The organism is Methylobacterium sp. E-065 (assembly GCF_022829605.1).
Taxonomy (GTDB): domain Bacteria; phylum Pseudomonadota; class Alphaproteobacteria; order Rhizobiales; family Beijerinckiaceae; genus Methylobacterium.
Map to the genome: position 1 here is coordinate 57995 of NZ_JAKSYD010000106.1, position 21203 is coordinate 79197.

Consider the following 21203-nt stretch of genomic DNA (forward strand, 5'->3'; position numbering starts at 1 on the left):
CTTGCCGATCTTTATCGATAGGCCATCAGCCTCGCGGGGGCGACGATCGTAACGGTGCGCCGGTCCGTTACTCGCGCTCGATCCGGATCACCTGTGGCGGCTCGGCCAGCAGCCCGTCCGCGTCGATGGCCTCCAGCGCGGCGCGGATGCTGCCTTCCGTGGCCGCGTAGGTGATCAACACCAGCGGAACCGGCCGTCCCGAGCGGCCACGCGGATCGGAACCGCCACCCTCGGTGCGGCGCTGCAGGATGCTCTCCAGCGAGATCTCGCGCTCGGCCATCCGCTGCGCGACGCCGGCCGCGACGCCCGGCCGGTCGTGGACCGTGAGCCGGATGTAGTAACCACCCTCGTGACGCTGCATCTCGACGCGCTCGCTCGCGCGCATCGCGGCGGCGGGAATGCCGAAGGTCGGCCGCACGATGCCGCGCGCCACATCGGCGATGTCGGCCAAGACCGCCGAAGCCGTCGCCTCGCCGCCGGCGCCCGGCCCAATCAGGGTGAGTTCGCCGACCGCATCGGCATCGACGGTGACCGCGTTGGTGACGCCCATGACCTGGGCGATGGCCGAGGATTTCGGCACCATGGTGGGATGTACGCGCTGCTCGATTCCGGCCTCGGTCGCTTGCGCGACGCCGAGCAGCTTGATCCGGTAGCCGAGCTCGTCGGCCATGCGCAGGTCGAGGGGCTGCACGCGGGAAATCCCCTCCACCGACACGCCCTCCGCGTCGATGGCGGTGCCGAAGGTGAGGCTCGTCAGGATCGCGAGCTTGTGGGCGGTGTCGAAGCCTTCGACGTCGAAGGTCGGATCCGCCTCCGCGTAGCCCAGCGCCTGCGCATCCTTGAGGCAGGCCTCGAAGGTCAGGCCCTCGCGCTCCATCCGGCTGAGAATGTAGTTGCAGGTGCCATTGAGGATCCCGTAGACGCGCGACACCGCATTGCCGGGCAGACCCTCGCGCAGCGTCTTGATCACCGGGATGCCCCCGGCGACCGCCGCCTCGTAGGCCAGGGCGACGCCACGCCCCTCGGCCAGAGCCGCGAGCGCCGCACCGTGACGGGCGAGCAGCGCCTTGTTGGCGGTCACCACCGGCTTGCCGGATTCGAGGGCCGCTTCCACGACGGCCTTGGCGGCGCCCTCGGCCCCGCCGATCAGCTCGACGACGACGTCCACGTTGCCGGACTTTGCCAGGGCGACGGGATCGTCGAACCACTCGATGCCGGCCAGATCGAGGCCGCGGTCACGGCTCCTGTCGCGCGATGAGACCGCGGTGACCCGCAGGTCGAGCCCCGCCGCGGCCAAGGTCGTCCGGCGGCGTTCCACCATCCGGACCACGGACGCACCGACGGTGCCGAGCCCGGCGATCCCGAGGCGAAAACTCACTGGCATGACCCCTTCCGTGCCCGGACCCCCGCGAGGAACCGGGCGCCCGATGCGGCGCACTTCTGCAAGAAATCCGGCCGCGCCGCAAGGAAACCGCCTGCATGGCGGGCGCAGTTCAACCGACGGTCTGGCGATGCCGGATGGCCGTCGCCACCAGGGCGTACAGCACGGCGGCATTCAGCAGATGCCACAGCGCGTGGGTTCCGATCGGTAGGAACGTGCAGGCGGATCGGTCGAGGGTCCGCGCGGTGAGCGAGACCAGGAACAGCACGCCGATCCCGGCGAGTCGCCGTCCGGTGCCGGTGATGCGCTCCTCCGGCCGTCCGATGGTCGCGGCAGCCATCCCGAACAGCGCCAGCAGAGCGGGCAGGTAATCGATCGAGCCATTGCTCATAACCGCCACGTCGCGTCCGGTCAGACTATTGAGGACGGGCGTCAGGCTGAGGCCGATCAGGGCGAACGCCGCGGTCATGCCAGCGACCGCAATCGGGGGAACCCGCAGGTACCGCAGGAGGGCGAGCGCGAGATACGCGTAGATGAACAGAGCGATCGGAATCACGTCGGCGAGCATCGACCAAAAGACCGCCAGCGTGTGGAACAGGAACGAGCCAATTCCGACAATCGCAACGAGGCCGGACAGGGCCAGTCCGGCGCGATCCGGCGGGGCGGTTCGTGCCGCGCGGCGTGCTCCTGCTGCGGCGGCAATCAGGAAGGCCGCGTTCGACAGGGCGTTGACCGGCTCGGCCCAGAACTCGCCGCCGGTCCGCTCGCAATAGGCCCGTACGGGTTCGAACCAATCCATCCGGCAACCTCGGAATGCTCGGTTTGCCAAGAGACCAGCACCGCGGCGGGTACGGATTGCGAATCTGGCACCGAGCCGGCCTTGCCAGCGCGCCGCGAAGCGCGGATGACGGCCATGCGGCGATCGGATGCGAGGCGATGCGGATCACGACCTGGAACGTCAATTCGATCAAGCAGCGGCTGCCCCACCTGCTGGCGTTCCTCGACGAGGCCAAGCCCGACGTGGTCTGCCTGCAGGAGCTGAAGTGCCAGGACGACGCGTTTCCCCGCGCCGAGGTCGAGGGCGCCGGCTACGCGGTCGAGACGCTGGGCCAGAAAGCCTATAACGGCGTCGCCCTGCTGGTCCGCGCGCCGCTGGCGATGAGCGAGATCCGGCGCGGTCTCCCCGGCGATACCGAGGACGAGCAGGCCCGTTATATCGAGACGTTGATCTCCGGGGCCGACACGCGGCCCGTCCGCGTCGCCTCGATCTATCTGCCGAATGGCAATCCGGTGGACAGCGCGAAATACCCCTACAAGCTCGCCTTCCTGGAGCGCTTGCGGCTTCATGCACGCGCGCTGATGCAGGACGAGAATGCAGTGGTGCTGGCGGGCGACTACAACGTCATCCCCGATACCGCCGACGCCGCCGATCCGGAGGCGTGGCGTTCGGATGCGCTGTTCCTGCCGCAGAGCCGCATGGCGTTCCGGGCGCTTCTCGCCGAGGGCTACACCGACGGCCTCCGGGCCTGCGACCCGCGCGCCGGGCTCTACACGTTCTGGGACTATCAGGCCGGATGCTGGCAGCGGAACGCCGGCATCCGGATCGACCACCTACTGCTCTCGCCCCAGGCCGCCGATCGCTTGGTCTCGGCCTCGGTGCAGAAGCACCTGCGCGGGCTCGACAAGCCGTCGGACCATGTACCGGTCACAGCCGAATTGTCGGCAGGCTGACACGACGCCCTATGTAAGCGGTGGGTCGCGGCGCTGGAGCGGCTGCGTTCACCAGCATGGGAGTAACTCTTGATCGTCTACGGTACCGGTTATTCGCCCTACGTCCGCAAGGTTTTGGTCTCGCTGGTCGAGAAAGGTGTGACGTACGAGCACAAGCCCTTGATGTTTCACGACCCCGATCAGGGCTTTCAGGCATGCAGCCCCCTCGGGAAGATACCAGCCATCGAGGATGACGGATTCCAACTCGCCGATTCCTCGGCCATCCTCTGGTATCTGGAGCGCAAGCACCCCAGCCCGGCTCTGGTCCCGACCGATCCGAAAGCGCTTGGCCGCGCTGTCTGGTTCGACAAGTTCGGTGACACCGAACTGTTCGGCAAGCTGATCGTGCCGTTCGTCGAGCGGGTGCTCAAGCCCAACATGAAGAAGCAGCCCACCGACGAGGCCGCGGTCACCAAGGCGCTCGACACGGATCTGCCGCCGCTCTTCGACTATCTGGAGGGTGAGATTTCCGGACCGTATCTGGCCGGGGATGCTTTCAGCATCGCCGACATCTCGATCGCGACCGGGTTTTACAACTTCCACCTGGCTCAGGCGCGGGTCGATTCGAGCCGTTGGCCAAAACTCGCGGCCTATGTCGAAGCCACGCTGGCGCGGCCCTCGTTCCAGGTCGCCATGGAGGCGCGGAAGGGCTGAGGTCTAAGACGAAGCCGGCGGCCTTTAGCGCCGCCGGCGGATCGAACCCACGGTCTGGAGCTGGGTCTGCGCCTCGGCGCGGTCGTCCTCGGCAGCGGCGGCCCAATTCTTGTCGAAGAGCGCGACGATCCAGTCGTCCTTGCGGCCCTCCGCCCCCTCCCGGGCCAAAGACAGCCACATCAGCCCCTTCACGCGTTGGATCGGCACCCCGCCGAGACCGTTGATCAACATGTCGCCGAGCAGTGCCTGGGCGGGATGATGCCCCTTCTCGGCGGCGAGGTTGAACCAGCGCGCTGCCTGCCGGGGATCCGACTCGACGCCGGTGCCGTCGAGGTAGAGCCGGGCCAGATTGTACTGCGCGTTGGGGTCGCCGTAGTAGGACGCCGCGTAGTTGAACATGTCGTAGGCGCGCTCGGGATTGGGGCGCACGTAGGTGCCCTTGATCCCCTCCAGGAAGTAGGTGCCGAGCGCCGTGAACGCGCTGCCGAGCACCGCGGAGTTCTGCGGATCGGGCCCGTCATCGGTGCTGGCATCGGCGATCCGGGAAAAGAACTCGAACGCCTTCAGGTCGTCGTGGGGCACGCCGTCACCGTCGGCGTACATCCGGCCGAGCTTCCACAGGGCCAAAGCGTGACCCTGACCGGCGGCATATTCGAGCGCCCGGGCGGCACCCTGCTTGTCGCCGGCATTGTACTCGCGCATCCCGGCGCGGAGCGCGTCCTTGGCCGAGCGATAGGCCTTGTCGGCCACCGGCACCGGGATGGGTGTCCGGATGTTGGCGTCGAGGGCGCGCGGCGCATCGGTCGGCATGGCCAGCAGAACCAGGGCCCAGCCGGCAAGCGCAGCTTTTCCGACAATCCGGAACCGACTGGGATCGGCCCCGGCCGGCGTCCTGCGCCGGCTGAGGTCAGTCCTAGACGTCCGCATAGCTCTGCGTCTCCTTGGCACCCCCTGGGTGCGTGACGGCGCCGTAGAGCGCCGGGCCGACGCCCTGCGCGTATTTCCAGAGATAGCCGGAGGTCGCGGTGTTGCCCCGGGGCGTCCAAACCTTGCGCCGTTCGGCCAACTCCTCGTCCGACAGGGCGACGTCGAGCGTGCCCTGGATCGCGTCGAGGGTGATGATGTCGCCGTCCCGGATCAGCCCGATCGGGCCACCCACGGCGGCTTCCGGCCCGACATGGCCGACGCAGAAACCGCGGGTCGCGCCCGAGAAACGACCGTCCGTGATCAGCGCGACCTTGTCGCCCATGCCCTGGCCGTAGAGGGCCGCGGTGGTTGACAGCATCTCGCGCATGCCGGGGCCACCACGCGGGCCCTCGTAGCGGATGACCAGAACCTCGCCTTCCTTGTAGGTGCGGGACTGGACGGCCTCGAAGCAGGCCTCCTCGCCGTCGAACACCCGGGCCGGACCGGTGAAAACCTGCTTCTCGGCCGCCATGCCGGCGACCTTCACGATTGCGCCCTCGGGAGCGAGGTTGCCCTTAAGGCCGACGACGCCGCCGGTGGGGGTGATCGGACGGTTGGCCGGATAGACCACGTCCTGATCCGGGTTCCAGGTCACCCGGTCCATGTTCTCCGCAATGGTGCGGCCGGTCACCGTGAGGCAGTCGCCGTGCATGAAGCCGTGATCGAGCAGCGTCTTCATCAGGAGCGGAATGCCGCCGACCTCGAACATGTCCTTGGCGACGTAGCGCCCGCCCGGCTTCAGATCCGCGATGTACGGCGTGCGCCGGAAAATTTCCGCCACGTCGAACAGCGTGAACTCGATGCCGCATTCGTGCGCGATTGCCGGCAGATGCAGGGCCGCATTGGTCGAACCGCCGGAGGCGGCGACCACGGTGGCGGCGTTCTCCAGGGCCTTGCGGGTGACGATGTCGCGGGGGCGGATCTGCTTGGCGAGCAACTCCATCACCTTCTCGCCGGCCGTGGCGCAGAACTTGTCGCGGATCTCGTAGGGCGCCGGCGCGCCGGCCGAGTAGGGCAGCGCGAGGCCGATCGCCTCGGAAACGGTCGCCATGGTGTTGGCGGTGAACTGCGCGCCGCAGGCGCCGGCCGAGGGGCAGGCGACCTGCTCCAACTCGTCGAGATCCTCCAGGCTCATGTCGCCGACCGCGACCTTACCGACCGCCTCGAACAGGTCTTGGACGGTGACGGGCTTACCGCGGAACGAGCCGGGCAGGATCGAGCCGCCATAGATGAAGATCGACGGCACGTTGAGGCGCACCATCGCCATCATCATGCCGGGCAGCGACTTGTCGCAGCCGGCCAAGCCGACCAGCGCGTCGTAGGCGTGGCCGCGCATGGTCAGCTCGACCGAATCGGCGATGACCTCGCGGGACGGCAGCGAAGCGCGCATGCCGCCATGGCCCATGGCGATGCCGTCGGTCACCGTGATGGTGCAGAACTCGCGCGGCGTCCCGTGCGCGGCGGCGACACCCTTCTTCACCGCCTGCGCCTGGCGCATCAGCGAAATGTTGCAGGGCGCGGCCTCGTTCCAGCAGGAGGCGACACCGACCAGCGGCTGATGGATCTGCTCGCGGGTCAGCCCCATGGCGTAGAGATACGAGCGGTGGGGAGCGCGGTCCGGCCCCTCGGTCACGTGGCGGCTCGGCAGCTTCGACTTGTCGTTCAAACGCGTCACCATGAACCCGGACAAAGCCTTCGCACCACCGATCCCGAGCGGGTGCGAAGGACCGCGGCACGTCGCCATCTGCGATGCGCCGGAACCGTCATCCGCGTGCTCGGAAAACCTCGTTCGTTAACGGTAAAGCGTTGTCGAAATTGCCGTTTACCGCAGATGTTGAGGTGGGCCCGGACTATGGCGGGATCGCGGCGTTTACGGGCAGGTCTCGGGGCGGATCCGGGATCGTTTTACGGTGTTGCGACCCCGCCACAGCCACGCTTCGGCGCTTTCCGCGGACCGGTGATAGGTTGAAGATTCAACCCATTCGGCAAATAGATTGCCGCAGCGCTCTGAATGATAGCGCCCGTCGGGGTGCTGTATCATCGTTCATCAAAGCATAAATCTAGAAAATCTTGCGCTATACCAAACTGTTTGTACTGAATAATTATTTTCTTAATATTTGATGATCTCGATAATATAATGATTCGTGGTGGATTGCTTGCACAAATCTGCGGAGAGATAGGTTGAGTTTGGGCGCGGCGGAGGCGCGCTCGGCGAACCGCCGGTAGTGAAGACGGTTCCGGCCTTCGCCGTACGCAGCATGCCCGAAAGGGCTTCGGACTCCCCGATCGCAGAGGCGGCGGAGTCCGAGACCGTCAGACGTTCCGTGGTTTTCAGGCCGTCAGGCCGCTCCGGCATGCGGCGCCGGGATCTCGGTCGAGATCGCCTCCACGGTGCGGGGCATCGGGCTACCCTGCCCGTCCGTGCGCTGGATCCGAACCTGCTGGTTCACCGGCTGCATGTTACCGAACGGCGTTGAGAACGCGATCTCGGCGGCATCACGACCGACGCCGATCCGCACCAGCCCGTCTAGGTCGGCCTGCCGGGTGGCGTCGAACAGCCACCAGCGGCCGTCGAGATAGGCCTCGAACACCGCGTGGAAATCGCTCGGCACGAGGCCGTGGGCATAGCAGCTTACGAATCGGGCGGGAATGCCCAACGCCCGGCAGAAGGCAGTGCCGATATGCGCGAAATCGCGGCACACGCCGGCGCGCTTGAGCAGCGACTCATCCGCCGTGGTTTCCCCGTCGCTGGTGCCGGGCTGATAGGTGATGTGATCGTGAATCCAGTTGCAGATCTGGTTCACACGAGAATGCCCCTTCGGCAGGGCGCCGAACTCGGCCAGGGCATAGGGCGTCAGCCGGTCCGAGGAGACGAAGCGGCTCGGCAGCAGAAAGGGCAGGATGTCGAGGGGCAACTGCCCGATCGGCGTCTCTTTGATGGTGGCGGGATCGGCCCGGTGCACCGTGAGATCGACTTCAGCGTTGTATTCCAGCGCGAACTGGCCGGTGGGGACATTCACCGCCAGGTAGCGGTTCAGCATGTCGGGCGTCGTGTAGATGTCGCGCTTCAAGTTGGGCGTCAGGACCAGGCTCTCGCTCAGGATCTCGACGCTCTTCAACTTGGCCACCTCCAGATTGAAGATGAAGGTCGTATCCGAGAGGATGTTGTAGGATAGGCTGCAACCAAGCGTGTAGCGCATCGGATTTCCTTGCCGGGCGACGCCCTTTTCGCCGTCCAAGCAAGGGGCGCGCCCGATTGCCGGTTCCGGCTCAGGCCGTTTTCGGCTGCATCACCACGGTGAGCGAGCGCACACCCTGCGCCCCGTGGATGAGTACGCCCTCGATGTCAGCGGTCGCCGACGGGCCGGTGTGCAGAACCGCGTAGGCCGAATGGCCGAACTCCCGCCGACGATAGGCCGCCTGGACGTTGGGCAGGATGTCGGCCGGGTCGAGTAGCACCACGAGGTGTTGGGCGAGGTAAGCCACGGCGTTGACGATCAGCTGGTCTTCCGTGAACAGCACCGAGCCCGTCTCGGCGATACCGAACACCGCGCGGACCACCGCCACGTCGACATCCTCGACCTCCTGCGGGTAGCGTATGCTGCGCAGGTCGCGGTTGCCGGTCAGCTCCGGGACTGCCGAGGCGATGACCTTCGCGCCGTCGAGCCGCTCCCGCACGCCCGCGAAGATGTCACCGGCCTGGGGCTCGGCCACCCGGCCGCCCATGCGCTTCAGCCGCTCTCCGAACTCGGCCACCAGATCGTCACCGACCAGCGGCGCGAATAGCGGCAGCTCGGGCAGCGGGAAATCGCCGGACGGCCGGTTCCGGCGGATCTCGGCCAGGATCGCGTCGCGGGCGCTCATCGACCCGTGTCCTTCATGCGGTTCTGCTTGTACCACGCGTGGAAGGTCTGGCGCGGCGCCTCGGGCATCTCGCGCTTCTTCCCCCAGGTGTTGAGCGGATTGTAGACCGCGAAACGCGGCAGCACCTTGAGCGCTGAATCGGCTGCGCCGATTGCGGCCCGATAGGCGGCTGGACGCGACAGGACTGCACCCGCCGCCTTCATCATGCCCTGCTTGAGCGCCGGGATCTGGTGCTCCTCGACCAGCACCTTGCGCCACGCGAAGATCTGCTCGTGGATGTTGATCTTCACCGGGCAGACGTTGGTGCAGGAGCCGTTCATCGTCGAGGAGAACGGCAGCGTCGAGTATTTCCGCTTGTTGAAGGTCGGGTCGATGATCAGCCCGATCGGCCCGGAATAGGTCGCCCCGTAGGAAAGCCCACCCGAGCGCCGGTAGACCGGGCAGGTGTTCATGCAGGCGCCGCAGCGGATGCATTTCAGGGAGGTCCAGAACTCCTCCAGGCCGAGGCGCTCAGAGCGGCCGTTATCGACCAGCACCATGTGCATCTCTGTGCCCTTGCGGGGCGCGCGGAAATGCGAGGTGTACTGGGTGATCGGCGAACCCAGAGCCGAGCGCGACAGCAGGCGGATGAACACGCCGAGATGCTCGACCTTCGGGATGATCTTCTCGATGCCGATCGAGTGGATCTGCAGCGGCGGCACATTGCCCGACAGGTCGGCATTGCCCTCGTTGGTGCAGGTGACGACCGAGCCGGTCTCCGCGATGGCGAAGTTGCAGCCGGTCATGCCGGCATCGGCCTGCAGGATGTAGGGCCGGGTCGTCTCGCGCTGGCTCTCGGCGAGGTAATGGGCGTCGTCGTTGTCCGGATCGGTGCCGAGGGTCTTGGCGAAGACTTCGGCCACATCCATCCGGGTCTTGTGGACCGCCGGGGCGACGACGTGGCTCGGCTCCTCGTTGTCGAGCTGCTGGATACGCTCGCCAAGATCGGTCTCGATCACCTCGATGCCGTTGGCGTCCATGTGATGGCGGAAGCCGCACTCCTCGGTGAGCATCGACTTCGACTTCACCAGCGTCTTGGCGCCGTGGCTCTTCAGAATTTCCAGGACGATCCGGTTGTGGTCCGCCCCGTCCTTGGCCCAGTGAACGTGGACGCCGTTTGCCTTCGCGGCTGCCTCGAACTGCTCGAGATACTGGTCGAGGTGGCTTAGCGTGTGCGTCTTGATCTGCGAGGCGAGTTCGCGCAGCTCCTCCCATTCGGGGATGCCGTGCGCGGAGGTATCGCGCTTCTTGCGCAGGTCCCAGAGGCGCTCGTCATGGGCGGCCTGGTGAAGGGGGGCGGCGAGGAAGCGCTCGGCTGCCTCGGCTTGATCGATCGGCCGGTTGCCGCGGATTTTGGCGCCACGGGGCTGCGGCTCGCGCACCTGCGGGGCGCGGATCGGCTTCGAGGCGGCCTCGGCGTGCTGAAGCCGGGTGCCGTCCTGCGCGCGCTCGCTCTCGTCGTCACGGGCCCGAACTTCCGGGTGAATGACGCCCTCGCGCTCGCGGGGATTGAGATCCTCGACGCTCATGCGGCGGCTCCGTTCATCACCTGCGCGATGTGGATGTATTTGAGCGGCAACCCCAGGCGTTCGGCGCAGCCCTTCTGGTGCATCAGGCAGGAGGAGTCGGCGGAGACGACGTATTCGGCCCCGGCCCGGTTCTGATCGGCAACCTTGTCGTAGCCCATCTTGGCCGAGACCGCCGGTTCGAACACCGAGAAGGTCCCGCCGAAGCCGCAGCACTCGTCCGGCCGGGCGAGGTCCACCAGCTCGACGCCGTTCACGAGGCGCAGCAGGTCGAGGGGCTTCGAATAATAGGGCTTCACCAGCTCGCTGGGCCGGGCGTGGTGGATGCCGCGCAGGGCGTTGCAGTTGGTGTGGTAGGCGACCTTGTGCGGGAAGTTCGCCCAGGGCAGTGCCTCGACCTTCAGCACGTCGTGCATGAACTCGACCAGCTCGTAGGTGCTGGCGCGGACGTGGCGGACCTCGTCGGTCTGCGGGATCGCGGTCAGGTGCTCACGCACCTGATGAACGCAGGAGCCCGACGGCGCCACCACGTAATCGAAGCCCGAAAAATTCTTGACGAACAGGGCCTCGGTGGCGGCGGCTTCCGCGTGGCAGCCGGTGTTGGTCATCGGCTGGCCGCAGCAGGTCTGGTCGAACGGATACTCAACCGTGCAGCCGAGCCGCTCCAGCAGCTCCAGGGTGGCGATCCCAACCTCCGGCTCGAAGGCATCGACGTAGCACGGCACGAACAGGCCGACCCGCATGGTCCGGCACCCCCCTGGATCGCCGCTCCGTCGACCTGGAACGGTTCGAGACTGATCGTCAGGGTCTATCGGATGAGGTTGGTCTTGGCGAGATCGAGAACCGCGTCACCGCGTCCATCCATCACGGCCCGCAGGACATAAAGGCTAAATCCTTTCACCTGCTGCCCGTCGATCTTGGGCGGCATCGACAATTCGTTGCGGGCCGTGCGTACGTCGAGGAGCGAGGGGCCGTCGAAGGCCAGGAACTCGCGCATGGCGCCGGGCAACTCGGCGGGATCCTCGACCCGCAGGGCGAAGATGCCGGCCGCCCGCGACATTGCTGCAAAATCCGGATTGTCGAGGGCGACGCCGGTCTCGAGGTAGCCGGCCGCCTTCATCTCCAGCTCGACGAAGCCCAGCGTGCCGTTGTTGAACACCACGACCTTCAGCGGCAGCCGGTGCTGCCGCAACGTCAAAAAGTCGCCCATCAGCATGGCGAAGCCGCCGTCGCCGCACAGTGCGATCACCTGCCGGTCGGGCTGGCACGCCTGCGCGCCGATGCCCTGCGACAGCGCATTGGCCATGGAGCCGTGGACCCAGGAGCCGAGGAGCCGGCGCCGCCCGTTCATGGCGAGATAGCGCGCTGCCCAAATCGTCGGTGTGCCGACATCGGCGGTGAAGATCGCGTCGTCGGACGCCGCCTCGCTGATCGTGCGGGCGAGGTATTGCGGGTGCAGCGGACCACCGCGCTTGCCGGTGGCCAGCTCATCGAGCCCGGTGCGCGCCTTGGCGTAGTGCTTCAGGCTGGCCTCCAGGAAGGATCGGTCGGTTTTGGACCTCAGCCGCGGCAGCAGCGCCCGGAGCGTCGCGCCCACGTCACCGACAAGACCCAGCTCGATGCGACAGCGACGGCCGAGCTCGGTGGGGCGCAGGTCGATCTGCGCGACCTTCGCCTCCTGGGGGTAGAACTGCTTGTAGGGGAAGCCCGTGCCGAGCATCAGCAGCGTGTCGCACGCCATCATGGCGGCGTAGCCCGATGCGTAGCCGATCAGTCCGGTCATGCCGACATCGTAGGGGTTGTCGAACTCCACGAACTCCTTGCCGCCGAGCGCGTGGACGATCGGGCTCTTGAGCGCCTCGGCGAGCTGAAGCAGTTCGGCATGGGCGCCTGCGCAGCCGCGCCCGCACAGCAGCGTGACGCGCTTGCCGGCGTTGAGCAGGGCGGCCAGCGCGTCGAGTTCCGGATCCGCCGGCCGCACCACCGGCTTGGCGGGGATCAGCCCGGCCCGCGGCGCCAGCGCGCGCTTGGGCGCGTCGCGGAGCGCGACATCGCCCGGGATCACGATGATGGCGACGCCGCCCTCCCCGACCGCGGCGCGGATCGCGTTCTCCAGCACGAAGGGCATCTGGGCCGGGTCGGAGACCATCTCGCAATAGTGGCTGCAGTCGCGGAACAGCTCGGTGGGCTTGGTCTCTTGGAAATAGCCCGAGCCGATCTCGGGCGACGGGATGTGGGCGGCGATCGCCAGCACCGGTGTCCGGCTGCGATGGGCATCATAGAGCCCGTTGATCAGGTGCAGGTTGCCGGGCCCGCAGGAGCCGGCGCAGACGGCGAGTTGTCCGGTCACCTGCGCCTCGCCGGCCGCCGCGAAGGCGGCAGCCTCCTCGTGGCGGGTGTGGATCCAGGCGATCCGCCCACGCGCGCGCAGCGCCTCCGTGATCCCGTTCAGGCTGTCGCCGACCACCCCATAGACACGCGCGACACCCGCTTCCTGAAGGGTCTCGGCGACGACGTCCGCGACGTTGCTGATGCGCATGATCCGGCTCCGGGTTTGACCTTGGGCTGGAAAGTGGGACCCGTGCCCCGGAAGTCACCCCAGGCGACGCACCCCGAGCACGCCCCGGGGGACTTTCCAGGGCAACGCGGCCCCTGCGCTTGATTTCCAGCGCCCCAGAGTCGAAGGACGTCTCGAAACGTTCCGAAGAGATCATCCCCATGGAAGAACTGCTCGCCCGCGTGACCGCCCGTACCGGGCTCGATGCCGCGACGGCCCAAACCGCGATCGGCCACATCCTGGCCTTCCTGCAGAAGGAAGGGCCCGAGACCGAGGTGAACCAGCTCTTGGCGGCGCTACCGGGGTCCGAATCGCTGGTCGCCGAATCCAACGCCGGCGAGACCAGCGGCGGCGGTCTGATGGGCATGCTCGGCGGTATGATGGGCGGCGGCGGCGTCATGGCGCTCGGCCAGAAGCTGATGTCGGCCGGCGTGCCGATGGGCCAGATGCAGCCGCTCGGTCAGGAGCTGTTCGCGTTCGGCCGCGAGAAGGTCGGCGAAGACGCGATGGGGCCGATCCTCGGCTCAATCCCAGGTCTCAACCAGTTCGTCTGATCTAACGCTGCGAGTGCGCAGCCGCACAGCATTCGGGCTCGGCCAGGACGATCGTGAAAAAACAGTTTCCGGGCGAAAGCTTGACGGAACCTGTCACCACGATCCCCGTTATTGGGGAGCGGTCGGAATCGTCGCCTTCTGCGACGTTCGCGACCGCAATCCAACAGGCCGGCCATGCCCGTCTTCGAAGCGAAGAATTTGGACAGTTCGTTCGAGGGCCAAGCCCTCCTCGCCGCGATCCTGCATCCAACACGGGCGGCGCATTCCCGCGCGCTCCGTCACGGCCGCCGTCGCGCCGAGCGCTCGGCCGCCATGGCCGATCCGCTGACCCTGGAGCCGCGTTTCCCGGTCACGGCGGACGGGTTGGTCGCGACGCCCTACCCGTCCCGCTGAAGTCTCGGGCAGCTACCAAGCCTGCGGGGTAACGATCCCCTGCCGGGTTACGACCACCCAGTCCCGCCCACGGCGCTCGACGCCCTCGACCCGGCCAAAGCCTGGCAGGACCTCCCCCGGTCCGATTTCCAGGAGCCGGTGGCGGCGATTTTCCAGAATCGCCATCCCATCATAGACCTCGCGGACCGCCCAGGCGTCGATCACCGGGGGCTTTTCGCTGCCCGAGGCCTTCGGTTTCACGTCGGCCAGCTTGGCATCGGCGAGCTTCGTCTCGACAGCCTTTACGTCCGTGACCTTGGCCTCCACAACCTTGGGCTCGACGGTCTTCGGCTCAAGACTGCGCGTCTCGGCAAGGCTCCCGGTCTGCGTCGGCTCGGCCTTCGTGACCGCAGCGGACCGCCGGTCGATCTGCGCGGCAAGGCTTGCGATCCGCGCGTTCTGCTCGCGCTCGACCTGCTCGAGCCGCTCGCCAAGGGCCGCGTTCTTGGCGGTCAGGTTCTTGTCGAGCTGCGCGAAGCGCTCGCCGAGCGCGCCGCTGCGGCCTGTGGCCTCCTTGCGGGCGGTGTCGGTCGAGGCGCGCAGGTCGGCAAGAATACGATGGAGCTGCGCGATATCGCTGCTGAGACGCGCTGTCTCGGTCCGGCCGGCATCCAGCGTCGTGCTGAGCGCCGCGACAGCGTCGCTCGACAGGCCAGACGATCGGGTCATCGCGATGACGCCACCGCCCAGCAGGGCGCCGAACGCGACGCAGACGCCCGGGATCGCGAGGGCCCGCCGATCGATCCGCGGCAGAGAACGCAGCATCGCCAGCGTCGGCGCGGGGGCTTTCGGCGACTTGGCGGTCTCCGAAGACTTGGCGGCCTCCGGGGCCGTTTCGGCCTGGCCGGTCACAATGGCTTTGAGCAGCTCGTCCGGCGAAACGGCCGGCTTGGTCTCGGTCTTGGTCATCGCCCCCAACTCCGGTGCAGGACGTCACTGCAAGCCTTCGTTAAGGACGTTTGTTTACGAAACCCTTACCGGCCATGAAGAGCCACTGCCGATCGCAACGCGCTCGAGAGTGGCTCCAAAGTCTAGTATAATCGCGCGCTCCTGCGCCGAACCGGGAATCACGTCGGCGGAGAGCGCTCTCGGTCACGCCGCAAGCCCGCGCTTCTTCAGCAGAGGCTCGATGCTCGGCATCCGACCGCGGAATGCCGTGTAGGCCTCGCGCGGGTCGCGCAGGTTGCCGGCGCCGTACACGAAGGTGCGCAGGCGCTTGGCGGTCTCTGGATCGAAGATGTCGCCGGCCTCGCGGAAGGCGTCGAACGCGTCGGCATCCAGTACCTCTGACCAGAGATAGCTGTAGTAGCCGGCTGCGTAGCCGTCGCCCGAGAAGATGTGGGCGAAGTGCGGTGTCCGATGCCGCATGCCGATCTCGGACGGCATGCTGATCCGCCTCAATGCCTCGGTCTCGAAGGCGGGCACGTCCAGCCCGGACTCGCCCTCGGCCGAGAGGTGGAGTGTCATGTCGACGATCGCCGAGGCGGTGTACTCCACCGTGGCGAAACCCTGGTTGAATGTGCGGGCGGCCAGGAGCTTTTGGAGCAGCGCATCCGGCATCGGCGCCCCGGTCTGGTGGTGGCGCGCATGGGTCCGCAGGACTTCCGGCTGCTCCAGCCAATGTTCGTAGAGCTGCGAAGGCAGTTCCACGAAGTCGCGGGCCACGGCGGTGCCGGAGAGCAACGGATAGGTCACGTCCGACAGAAGGCCGTGCAGGGCATGGCCGAATTCGTGGAACAGGGTGCGGGCATCGTCGAACGACAGGAGCGTGCTCTCACCCTCCGGCGCCTTGGCGAAATTCATCACGTTGACGATGATCGGCGTGATCGGCCCGTTCAGCCGCTCCTGCGAGCGGAAGGCGCTCATCCAGGCGCCAGAGCGCTTGGTCGCCCGCGCGAAGTAATCGCCCAGGAACAGCCCGACCTCGGACCCGTCCGGGTTGCCGACCCGCCAGACCCGGACATCCGGGTGATAGCGCGGAACATCGGACAGCTCCTCGAAGGTCAGGCCGAACAGTCGGGAGGCCGTGTCGAAGGCCGCCTGGATCATCCCCTCCAGGGGCAGGTAGGCCTTGATCTCGCTTTCATCGAGATCGTGCTCATCGCGCCGCACCTTCTCGGCGTAGTGGCGCCAATCATGCGCCTGAAGGGTGAAATTGTGACCCTCATCCTGAATCGCCGCCTGGAGCCGGTCGCGCTCGTCGCTCGCCCGCGCCCGGGCCGGGGTCCAGACGTCGCGCAGAAGGCCGGTGGCCGCATCGGGGCTCGCCGCCATCGTGTCGTCGAGGGCGAAATGCGCGAAGCTGTCGAAGCCCAGGAGCCGCGCCCGCTCGGCGCGCACCTGGATGATCTCCGCGGCGATCGCGCGGTTGTCGGTCTCACCGCCGTTCTCACCGCGCCGCGTCCAGGCCGCATGAGCCCGCTCGCGCAGGTCGCGTCGGGTCGAGAACACGAGGAACGGATCGATCAGCGAACGGGACAGGGTGATGACATGGCCATCCAGGCCGCGTTCCTCCGCGGCGCTCCCGGCCGCGGCGCGCAGGAACGGCGGCAGCCCGGCGAGATCGTCCTCGGTCTGCAGCGGAAGCGTGAAGCTGCTCTCGTCGGCCAGGAGGTTCTGGCTGAACTTCGTGCCAAGCTCCGACATCCGAGCCGCAATCTCGGCGATGCGAGCCTTGGCGTCGGGCGCAAGGGTCGCGCCGGACCGGCGGAAGCGGATGCGGTAGCGGTCGAGGACGCGCCGCTCCTCGGGACCCAGTCCCTCGGATTCTGGATCGACGGCCGAGATCCGCGCCCAGAGCTGCGGGTTCAGGTAGATCGCGCTGCCATGGCGGGCGAGCTTCGGCCCGATCTCGCGCTCGATGGCCTGCAGCTCAGGGTTAGTATGGCTGCCGGTCAGGTTGTAAAAGACACCCGCAACTCGATCGAGCGCCTGCCCTGCGCGCTCCATAGCCTCCACGGTGTTGGCGAACGTCGCCGGGGCCGCCTCCCCAGCGATCGCCGCGATCTCGTCGGCATGGGCGGCAAGCGCCGCCTCGAAGGCCGGGCGATAGTGCTCCGGCCGGATCAGCTCGAAGGGCGGGATTCCGTACGGCGTGCTCCAGCGTGCCTCGCGGAAGGGATTGTCCTGCGGCAGGCTCGGGAGCCCGGCTTCAACGGCGTCCGGCATTAAGTCCTCAGTGTCGATCCAGGTGGCGCGGGCCGTCGTCGGGGCGGTTCGGCGTGTCGGTCGCGCATACGATCCGCCAGACAGAATCCTGTTCGGGCGATCCGTCAACCGTGTGATTGATCCGAATGGCCGCTCGCTCGTTTCTGACAGCCAACGCCCACGCTTCGAGCCTCCATGCCGGGACGACATCAGCCGATCCGCCGACTGCCCATGGTCCTGGCATTCGGCGCCCTTGCCCTGGCCGTGTCGGCCGTCGCAAGCCACGCCGCCGAGGCACCGGCGGCTACCGTCCCGATGCCTCCGCCCCTTCCGCCTGAGCGGCCCGAGACCCTGAAGACGCCGCCCGCTCTGGAGGCGCCACCGCCAACGCCGCCAGCCCGTCCGGCCGAGCTGACGCCACCAGCTTCGCCACCGAAGGAGACCGCCGACGCACCAGCTCAGGCAAAGCCTCCAGAGATCGGCAAGCCCGAAATTCCCAATCCGCCGCCGACTCCGCCCGGGCGACCACCGGAACTCTCCGGCGAGGCGGCTCTGGCGCTCAAGGTCACGCCCCCGGACGACACCGCGTGCCGAACCCGTCTCAAGCGGCTCGGCGTCGAATTCGAGCCGCTGCCACCGATCATCGAGGGCCAATGCACGGCGCCTCTGCCGCTGAAGATCGTGCGGCTCCCCGACGGCGTGGCACTGCCGCAGGGAGCGACGCTGACGTGCCGGACGGCCGAGGCGCTGGCACGCTGGGTGACGGAGGTCCAGGTCGAGGCCGAACGGTCGCTGAAGCACGGGCTGACCGGACTGGAACTCGGCGGCTCGTACGTCTGCCGCGGCCAGAACCACGATGTCGATGCCAAGCTGAGCGAGCATGCCTTCGCCAACGCCGCCGACATCATGGCTTTCACCTTCGCGGGCCGCGCCAGCATACCGGTGAAGGCGATGCCGGACGGCTCCGACGAGGCGCGGTTCCTGAGCGCTGTCCGCGGAAAGGCCTGCGGCTTCTTCCGGACGGTTCTGGGGCCAGGCTCGAACGCGGCCCATGCCAACCACTTCCACCTCGACGAGCGCGAGCGGACCGCTGGTCACCGCCTCTGTGAGTAGGACGTGGAACGTTCCGTCAGGCGCAGCATTTCTGCGTGCGAAGCGCCCACGCTTCTGGAGACGGCGATCGCGATGAGCCCGAAATCCTGGCGGCCGGTCCTTGCGGCGCTCCTGGCGACCAGCCTCGCCACGCAGGTCGCGGAGGCGCGCCCAAAGCCGAAGACCGCCGATCAAGTGGCTCCAGCCCCCGCCCTGACCGCGGACGCCATCAATACCGCGACCCTGTCGCCGCAAGCCGGCGAGAAGGCGCCCGCCAAGCGCCAGACCGGAAAGAAGAACGACGAGAAACCCGATCCGTTGATCGTCAAAGCTCAGGTGCTGCTCGATCGCGCCCGCTTCTTTCCCGGCGCCATCGATGGTCTGACCGGCGACAATTACCGGCGTGCGCTTTCGGCATTTGCCGTCGCGCAAGGCCTTCCGGCCACGCAGGCACTGACGCCGGAGGTGTGGGGCAAGCTCCAGGCCACGAGCGATAAGCCGGTGGTGACCGATTATCCGATCACGGAGGCCGATGCCTCGGGACCCTTCCTCGACAAGATCCCGCCCAAGATGGAGCAACAGGCCGATCTGAAGGCGTTGAGCTACACGAATCCACGCGAGATGCTGGCCGAGCGCTTCCACATGAGCCGCGCCCTCGTGACGGCCCTCAACCCCGACAAGCCGCTCGACAAGGCCGGAACCACCATCACGGTCGCGGCCGTCGACCCGATGGGGACCGACAAGCCGAAGGCGAAGGAGCTGCCGCAGGAGCCGAAGGTCGAACGGATCGAGGTGGACAAAACGAGCCGCGATGTGCGTGCCTACGGAGCCGACGACAAGCTGCTCGCCTACTACCCGGCCTCAATCGGCAGTTCCGAGAAGCCGGCGCCGAGCGGCGAGACCAAGGTGAAGGGCGTCGCGTTCGACCCCGACTACACCTACAACCCGAAATACGCGTTTAAGGGTGTCAAAGCGCAGCACAAGTTCACCATCCAGTCCGGCCCGAACAATCCGGTCGGCCTCGTCTGGATCGATCTGGCGATCCCGAGCTACGGCATTCACGGCACGCCGGAACCCGAGAAGGTCGGAAAGACCGAGTCACACGGCTGCATCCGTCTGACCAACTGGAATGCCCGCGATCTCGCAGCCCACGTGGCGCGCGGTGCGAAGGTCACCTTCAAGGACGATTGAGACGCCAAAGCCGCAGCCTCCCGCAGCCGGCAACGAAAATGTATCGGCGGTTAACATTCTGCGCGCGGATAGCCGGGGAACAGCGCGCGAACGCTTGACACGTTGCGCGTTACGGGCGACGCCAAGGACCACCTCGTGAACCGGTCGTCGTAGCGGCGCTGCGCGCTTCGGACGCCGAACACACGGTTCCTGGGTGTATCTTGACGGACGGCACGGTCCCCGGTTCGGGGGCGCTGGAAGGGAAGACGGCCCGGCGTGACTGCTGACTCCAACGATGATGTGCTCAACGGCGTCCGCGTACTCGTCGTCGAGGACGAGGCCGCGATCTCGATGCTGCTGGAGGACATGCTGCTCGATTTCGGCTGCGCCGTTGTCGGACCGGCTGCCCGGTTGTCCTCGGCGCTCGAGATGGCCGCTCAGGAGACGTTCGAGGTCGCGATCCTCGACGTGAACGTGGCGGGTGAACCGATCTACCCGGTCGCGGAAGCTATCGCCAAGCGGGATCTGCCCCTGGTGTTCTCGACCGGCTACGGCGGCGCTGGCATCCGCGAACCGTTCCGCGACCGGCCGGTCGTGCAGAAGCCGTTCAGCCAGGCCGAACTGAAGCGCACGCTGATTGGCGCCATTCGGGCCGCGCGCGCCTAAGACGAGAACGGCCGCAAGAGCGGCTGCGTCACATGCCCTCGATCGTGAAAGCGTCGGCGACATGGGCCGGCCAGCCCCGGGCGCCGACGAACACGGCGTCCGCCCGGAACGTCATGCCCGCGGACCACGCGTAGTGTCCGATCCAGGCGCGGACGGCGCGGGAGAAGCGGCTCCGTTTGGCCGCGTCGATCGCCTCGCGGGCGTCGTCCCGCCGGGGCCGCGCTTTCACCTCCACGAACGCGATGGTTTTCCCGCGCTGAACGATGAGGTCGATCTCGCCGCCCGCGAAACTCACGCGTCGGCCGATCGGCCAGTAGCCCTTGAGCATCAAGGCCGCCAGCGCCAGCCATTCGGCGCGATGGCCTCTCAGGTAGGCGGCGCGGCGCCGGACATCCTGTTTGGGCCGTGCCCCGGTCACGCGTCGCTCCGCGCCAGGGCGAGGGCCCGGGTGTAGACGAGGCGCCGCGGCTGCCCGGTCTCGTCGGCCACGAGGCTGGCGGCATCCTTGATCGAATGCCGCTCCAGCGCCGTACGGAGCAGGGCATCGAGGGCTTCGTCACCCTCCGCATTCCGCTCCACGGCCGTGGCGGCGCCGATGATGACGACGATCTCGCCCTTCGGCGGCCCGTCCTCGGCGAAGCGTTCGCTGAGGCCGCCCAACGTGTCGCGGCGGATCGTCTCGTAGAGCTTCGTCAACTCCCGGGTCACCGCGGCCGGGCGGTCAGGCCCGAGAACGGCGGCCGCGTCGGCGAGCATCTCCGGCAGCCGATGGGGCGATTCGAACAGGACCAGCGTGCCCGGCACCTGGATCAGTGCCTCCAGGCGGTTGCGGCGGGCACCGGCCTTCTGGGGCAGGAAGCCTTCGAAGAAGAACCGGTCCGTGGGCAACCCTGCCGCCACCAGAGCAGTCATCACCGCAGAGGGGCCGGGAACCGGCGTGATCGGAATGCCGGCCTCGATGACCGCCTGGACCAGCTTGTAGCCCGGGTCGGAGACCAGCGGTGTGCCTGCATCCGAGACGAGGGCCAGCGCCTCCCCGGCCCGCAGCCGGCCGACCATCCGCTCGCGCACCGCGTCATTGGAATGCTCGTGATAGGCGAGCAGCGGTGTGGTGATGCCGTAATGGGCGAGCAGCGTCCGCGTGACCCGCGTATCCTCGGCCAGCACGGCATCGGCTGCCGCGAGGGTGGCGAGCGCGCGAATGGTAATGTCGCGCAGGTTGCCGATCGGCGTCGCCACGATGTGCAGGCCGGGCGACAGCGGTTCGGTCTCGCTCGCCAGCCCGAAGGCCGTGAAGGTGGTGGCCCGTGGCCGATCCTGTCCCGGTTTCCGGGGCGGGGCTGTCGTGGGAGCGTCGAATCTGCGGGTCATCGTTGGCGATCTTG

The 21203-nt window shown here is 67.4% G+C and carries 20 protein-coding genes; 7 read left to right on the top strand and 13 right to left on the bottom strand.

Going from position 1 to position 21203, the window contains the following annotated elements:
• Positions 1-67 precede the first annotated feature (67 nt).
• Both MKK84_RS12200 and MKK84_RS12205 read right to left on the bottom strand, forming a co-directional pair.
• Positions 68-1384 (bottom strand): homoserine dehydrogenase, encoded by a 1317-nt coding sequence (locus MKK84_RS12200; RefSeq protein WP_243920068.1) that lies wholly within the window; start codon positions 1382-1384, stop codon positions 68-70.
• 109 nt (positions 1385-1493) lie between these two features.
• The gene (locus MKK84_RS12205; protein WP_243920069.1) at positions 1494-2180 is read right to left on the bottom strand and encodes a ceramidase domain-containing protein; all 687 of its coding nucleotides are present in this window, start codon (positions 2178-2180) and stop codon (positions 1494-1496) included.
• Positions 2181-2317: 137 nt separating this feature from the next.
• Here MKK84_RS12205 and xth point away from each other — a divergent pair, with 137 nt between their 5' ends.
• Both xth and MKK84_RS12215 read left to right on the top strand, forming a co-directional pair.
• The gene (xth, locus tag MKK84_RS12210) at positions 2318-3112 is read left to right on the top strand and encodes an exodeoxyribonuclease III (protein WP_243920070.1); all 795 of its coding nucleotides are present in this window, start codon (positions 2318-2320) and stop codon (positions 3110-3112) included.
• 69 nt (positions 3113-3181) lie between these two features.
• Positions 3182-3805: a glutathione S-transferase family protein gene (locus MKK84_RS12215; protein ID WP_243920071.1), complete on the top strand. Its 624-nt coding sequence runs from the start codon at positions 3182-3184 to the stop codon at positions 3803-3805.
• 24 nt (positions 3806-3829) lie between these two features.
• On the opposite strand, the gene MKK84_RS12220 is transcribed toward MKK84_RS12215, so the two are convergent.
• The 7 genes from MKK84_RS12220 to poxB all read right to left on the bottom strand — a co-directional run bounded on the left by MKK84_RS12220 (position 3830) and on the right by poxB (position 12739).
• The gene (locus tag MKK84_RS12220; RefSeq protein WP_243920072.1) at positions 3830-4732 is read right to left on the bottom strand and encodes a tetratricopeptide repeat protein; all 903 of its coding nucleotides are present in this window, start codon (positions 4730-4732) and stop codon (positions 3830-3832) included.
• On the bottom strand, positions 4719-6449 hold the full coding sequence (gene ilvD / locus MKK84_RS12225; RefSeq protein ID WP_243920073.1) for a dihydroxy-acid dehydratase: 1731 nt from the start codon (positions 6447-6449) through the stop codon (positions 4719-4721). Before ilvD ends, MKK84_RS12220 begins: the two co-directional genes overlap by 14 nt.
• A gap of 661 nt (positions 6450-7110) precedes the next feature.
• Positions 7111-7971: a transglutaminase-like domain-containing protein gene (locus MKK84_RS12230; protein ID WP_243920075.1), complete on the bottom strand. Its 861-nt coding sequence runs from the start codon at positions 7969-7971 to the stop codon at positions 7111-7113.
• A gap of 70 nt (positions 7972-8041) precedes the next feature.
• Positions 8042-8635, bottom strand: a complete 594-nt coding sequence (locus MKK84_RS12235; protein ID WP_243920076.1) for a lactate utilization protein C — start codon at positions 8633-8635, stop codon at positions 8042-8044.
• Positions 8632-10203, bottom strand: a complete 1572-nt coding sequence (locus MKK84_RS12240; RefSeq protein ID WP_243920077.1) for a lactate utilization protein B — start codon at positions 10201-10203, stop codon at positions 8632-8634. The genes MKK84_RS12235 and MKK84_RS12240 overlap by 4 nt, the downstream gene beginning before the upstream one ends.
• Complete coding sequence (locus tag MKK84_RS12245) at positions 10200-10943, bottom strand: (Fe-S)-binding protein (protein ID WP_243920078.1); 744 nt, start codon at positions 10941-10943, stop codon at positions 10200-10202. Before MKK84_RS12245 ends, MKK84_RS12240 begins: the two co-directional genes overlap by 4 nt.
• A 65-nt stretch (positions 10944-11008) precedes the next feature.
• On the bottom strand, positions 11009-12739 hold the full coding sequence (gene poxB / locus MKK84_RS12250; RefSeq protein WP_243920079.1) for a ubiquinone-dependent pyruvate dehydrogenase: 1731 nt from the start codon (positions 12737-12739) through the stop codon (positions 11009-11011).
• A gap of 179 nt (positions 12740-12918) precedes the next feature.
• Here poxB and MKK84_RS12255 point away from each other — a divergent pair, with 179 nt between their 5' ends.
• Positions 12919-13311 (top strand): DUF2267 domain-containing protein, encoded by a 393-nt coding sequence (locus MKK84_RS12255; RefSeq protein WP_243920080.1) that lies wholly within the window; start codon positions 12919-12921, stop codon positions 13309-13311.
• 174 nt (positions 13312-13485) lie between these two features.
• Positions 13486-13704, top strand: coding sequence for a hypothetical protein (locus tag MKK84_RS12260; protein ID WP_243920081.1), 219 nt, complete (start codon positions 13486-13488; stop codon positions 13702-13704).
• A 12-nt stretch (positions 13705-13716) separates the two neighbouring features.
• Here the strand turns inward: MKK84_RS12260 and MKK84_RS12265 are convergent, their stop codons facing one another.
• Together MKK84_RS12265 and MKK84_RS12270 are read right to left on the bottom strand one after the other, a co-directional pair.
• Positions 13717-14652, bottom strand: a complete 936-nt coding sequence (locus MKK84_RS12265; protein WP_243920082.1) for a hypothetical protein — start codon at positions 14650-14652, stop codon at positions 13717-13719.
• 183 nt (positions 14653-14835) lie between these two features.
• The gene (locus tag MKK84_RS12270; protein ID WP_243920083.1) at positions 14836-16911 is read right to left on the bottom strand and encodes a M3 family metallopeptidase; all 2076 of its coding nucleotides are present in this window, start codon (positions 16909-16911) and stop codon (positions 14836-14838) included.
• Positions 16912-17121: 210 nt separating this feature from the next.
• Between MKK84_RS12270 and MKK84_RS12275 the strand changes: the two genes are divergently transcribed.
• The 3 genes from MKK84_RS12275 to MKK84_RS12285 all read left to right on the top strand — a co-directional run bounded on the left by MKK84_RS12275 (position 17122) and on the right by MKK84_RS12285 (position 19818).
• Complete coding sequence (locus MKK84_RS12275; protein WP_243920085.1) at positions 17122-18003, top strand: extensin family protein; 882 nt, start codon at positions 17122-17124, stop codon at positions 18001-18003.
• Positions 18004-18075: 72 nt separating this feature from the next.
• The gene (locus MKK84_RS12280; RefSeq protein ID WP_243920086.1) at positions 18076-19173 is read left to right on the top strand and encodes a L,D-transpeptidase; all 1098 of its coding nucleotides are present in this window, start codon (positions 18076-18078) and stop codon (positions 19171-19173) included.
• Between the two features lie 255 nt (positions 19174-19428).
• Entirely contained in the window at positions 19429-19818 is a 390-nt protein-coding gene (locus MKK84_RS12285) for a response regulator (RefSeq protein ID WP_243920087.1), read from the top strand.
• Between the two features lie 28 nt (positions 19819-19846).
• Here the strand turns inward: MKK84_RS12285 and MKK84_RS12290 are convergent, their stop codons facing one another.
• On the bottom strand, positions 19847-20236 hold the full coding sequence (locus MKK84_RS12290; RefSeq protein WP_243920088.1) for a YraN family protein: 390 nt from the start codon (positions 20234-20236) through the stop codon (positions 19847-19849).
• Positions 20233-21189 carry a 16S rRNA (cytidine(1402)-2'-O)-methyltransferase gene (rsmI, locus tag MKK84_RS12295; protein ID WP_243920089.1) on the bottom strand — a complete coding sequence of 319 codons (957 nt, stop codon included), beginning with the start codon at positions 21187-21189 and terminating at the stop codon, positions 20233-20235. The genes MKK84_RS12290 and rsmI overlap by 4 nt, the downstream gene beginning before the upstream one ends.
• Between the last annotated feature and the right edge of the window lie 14 nt (positions 21190-21203).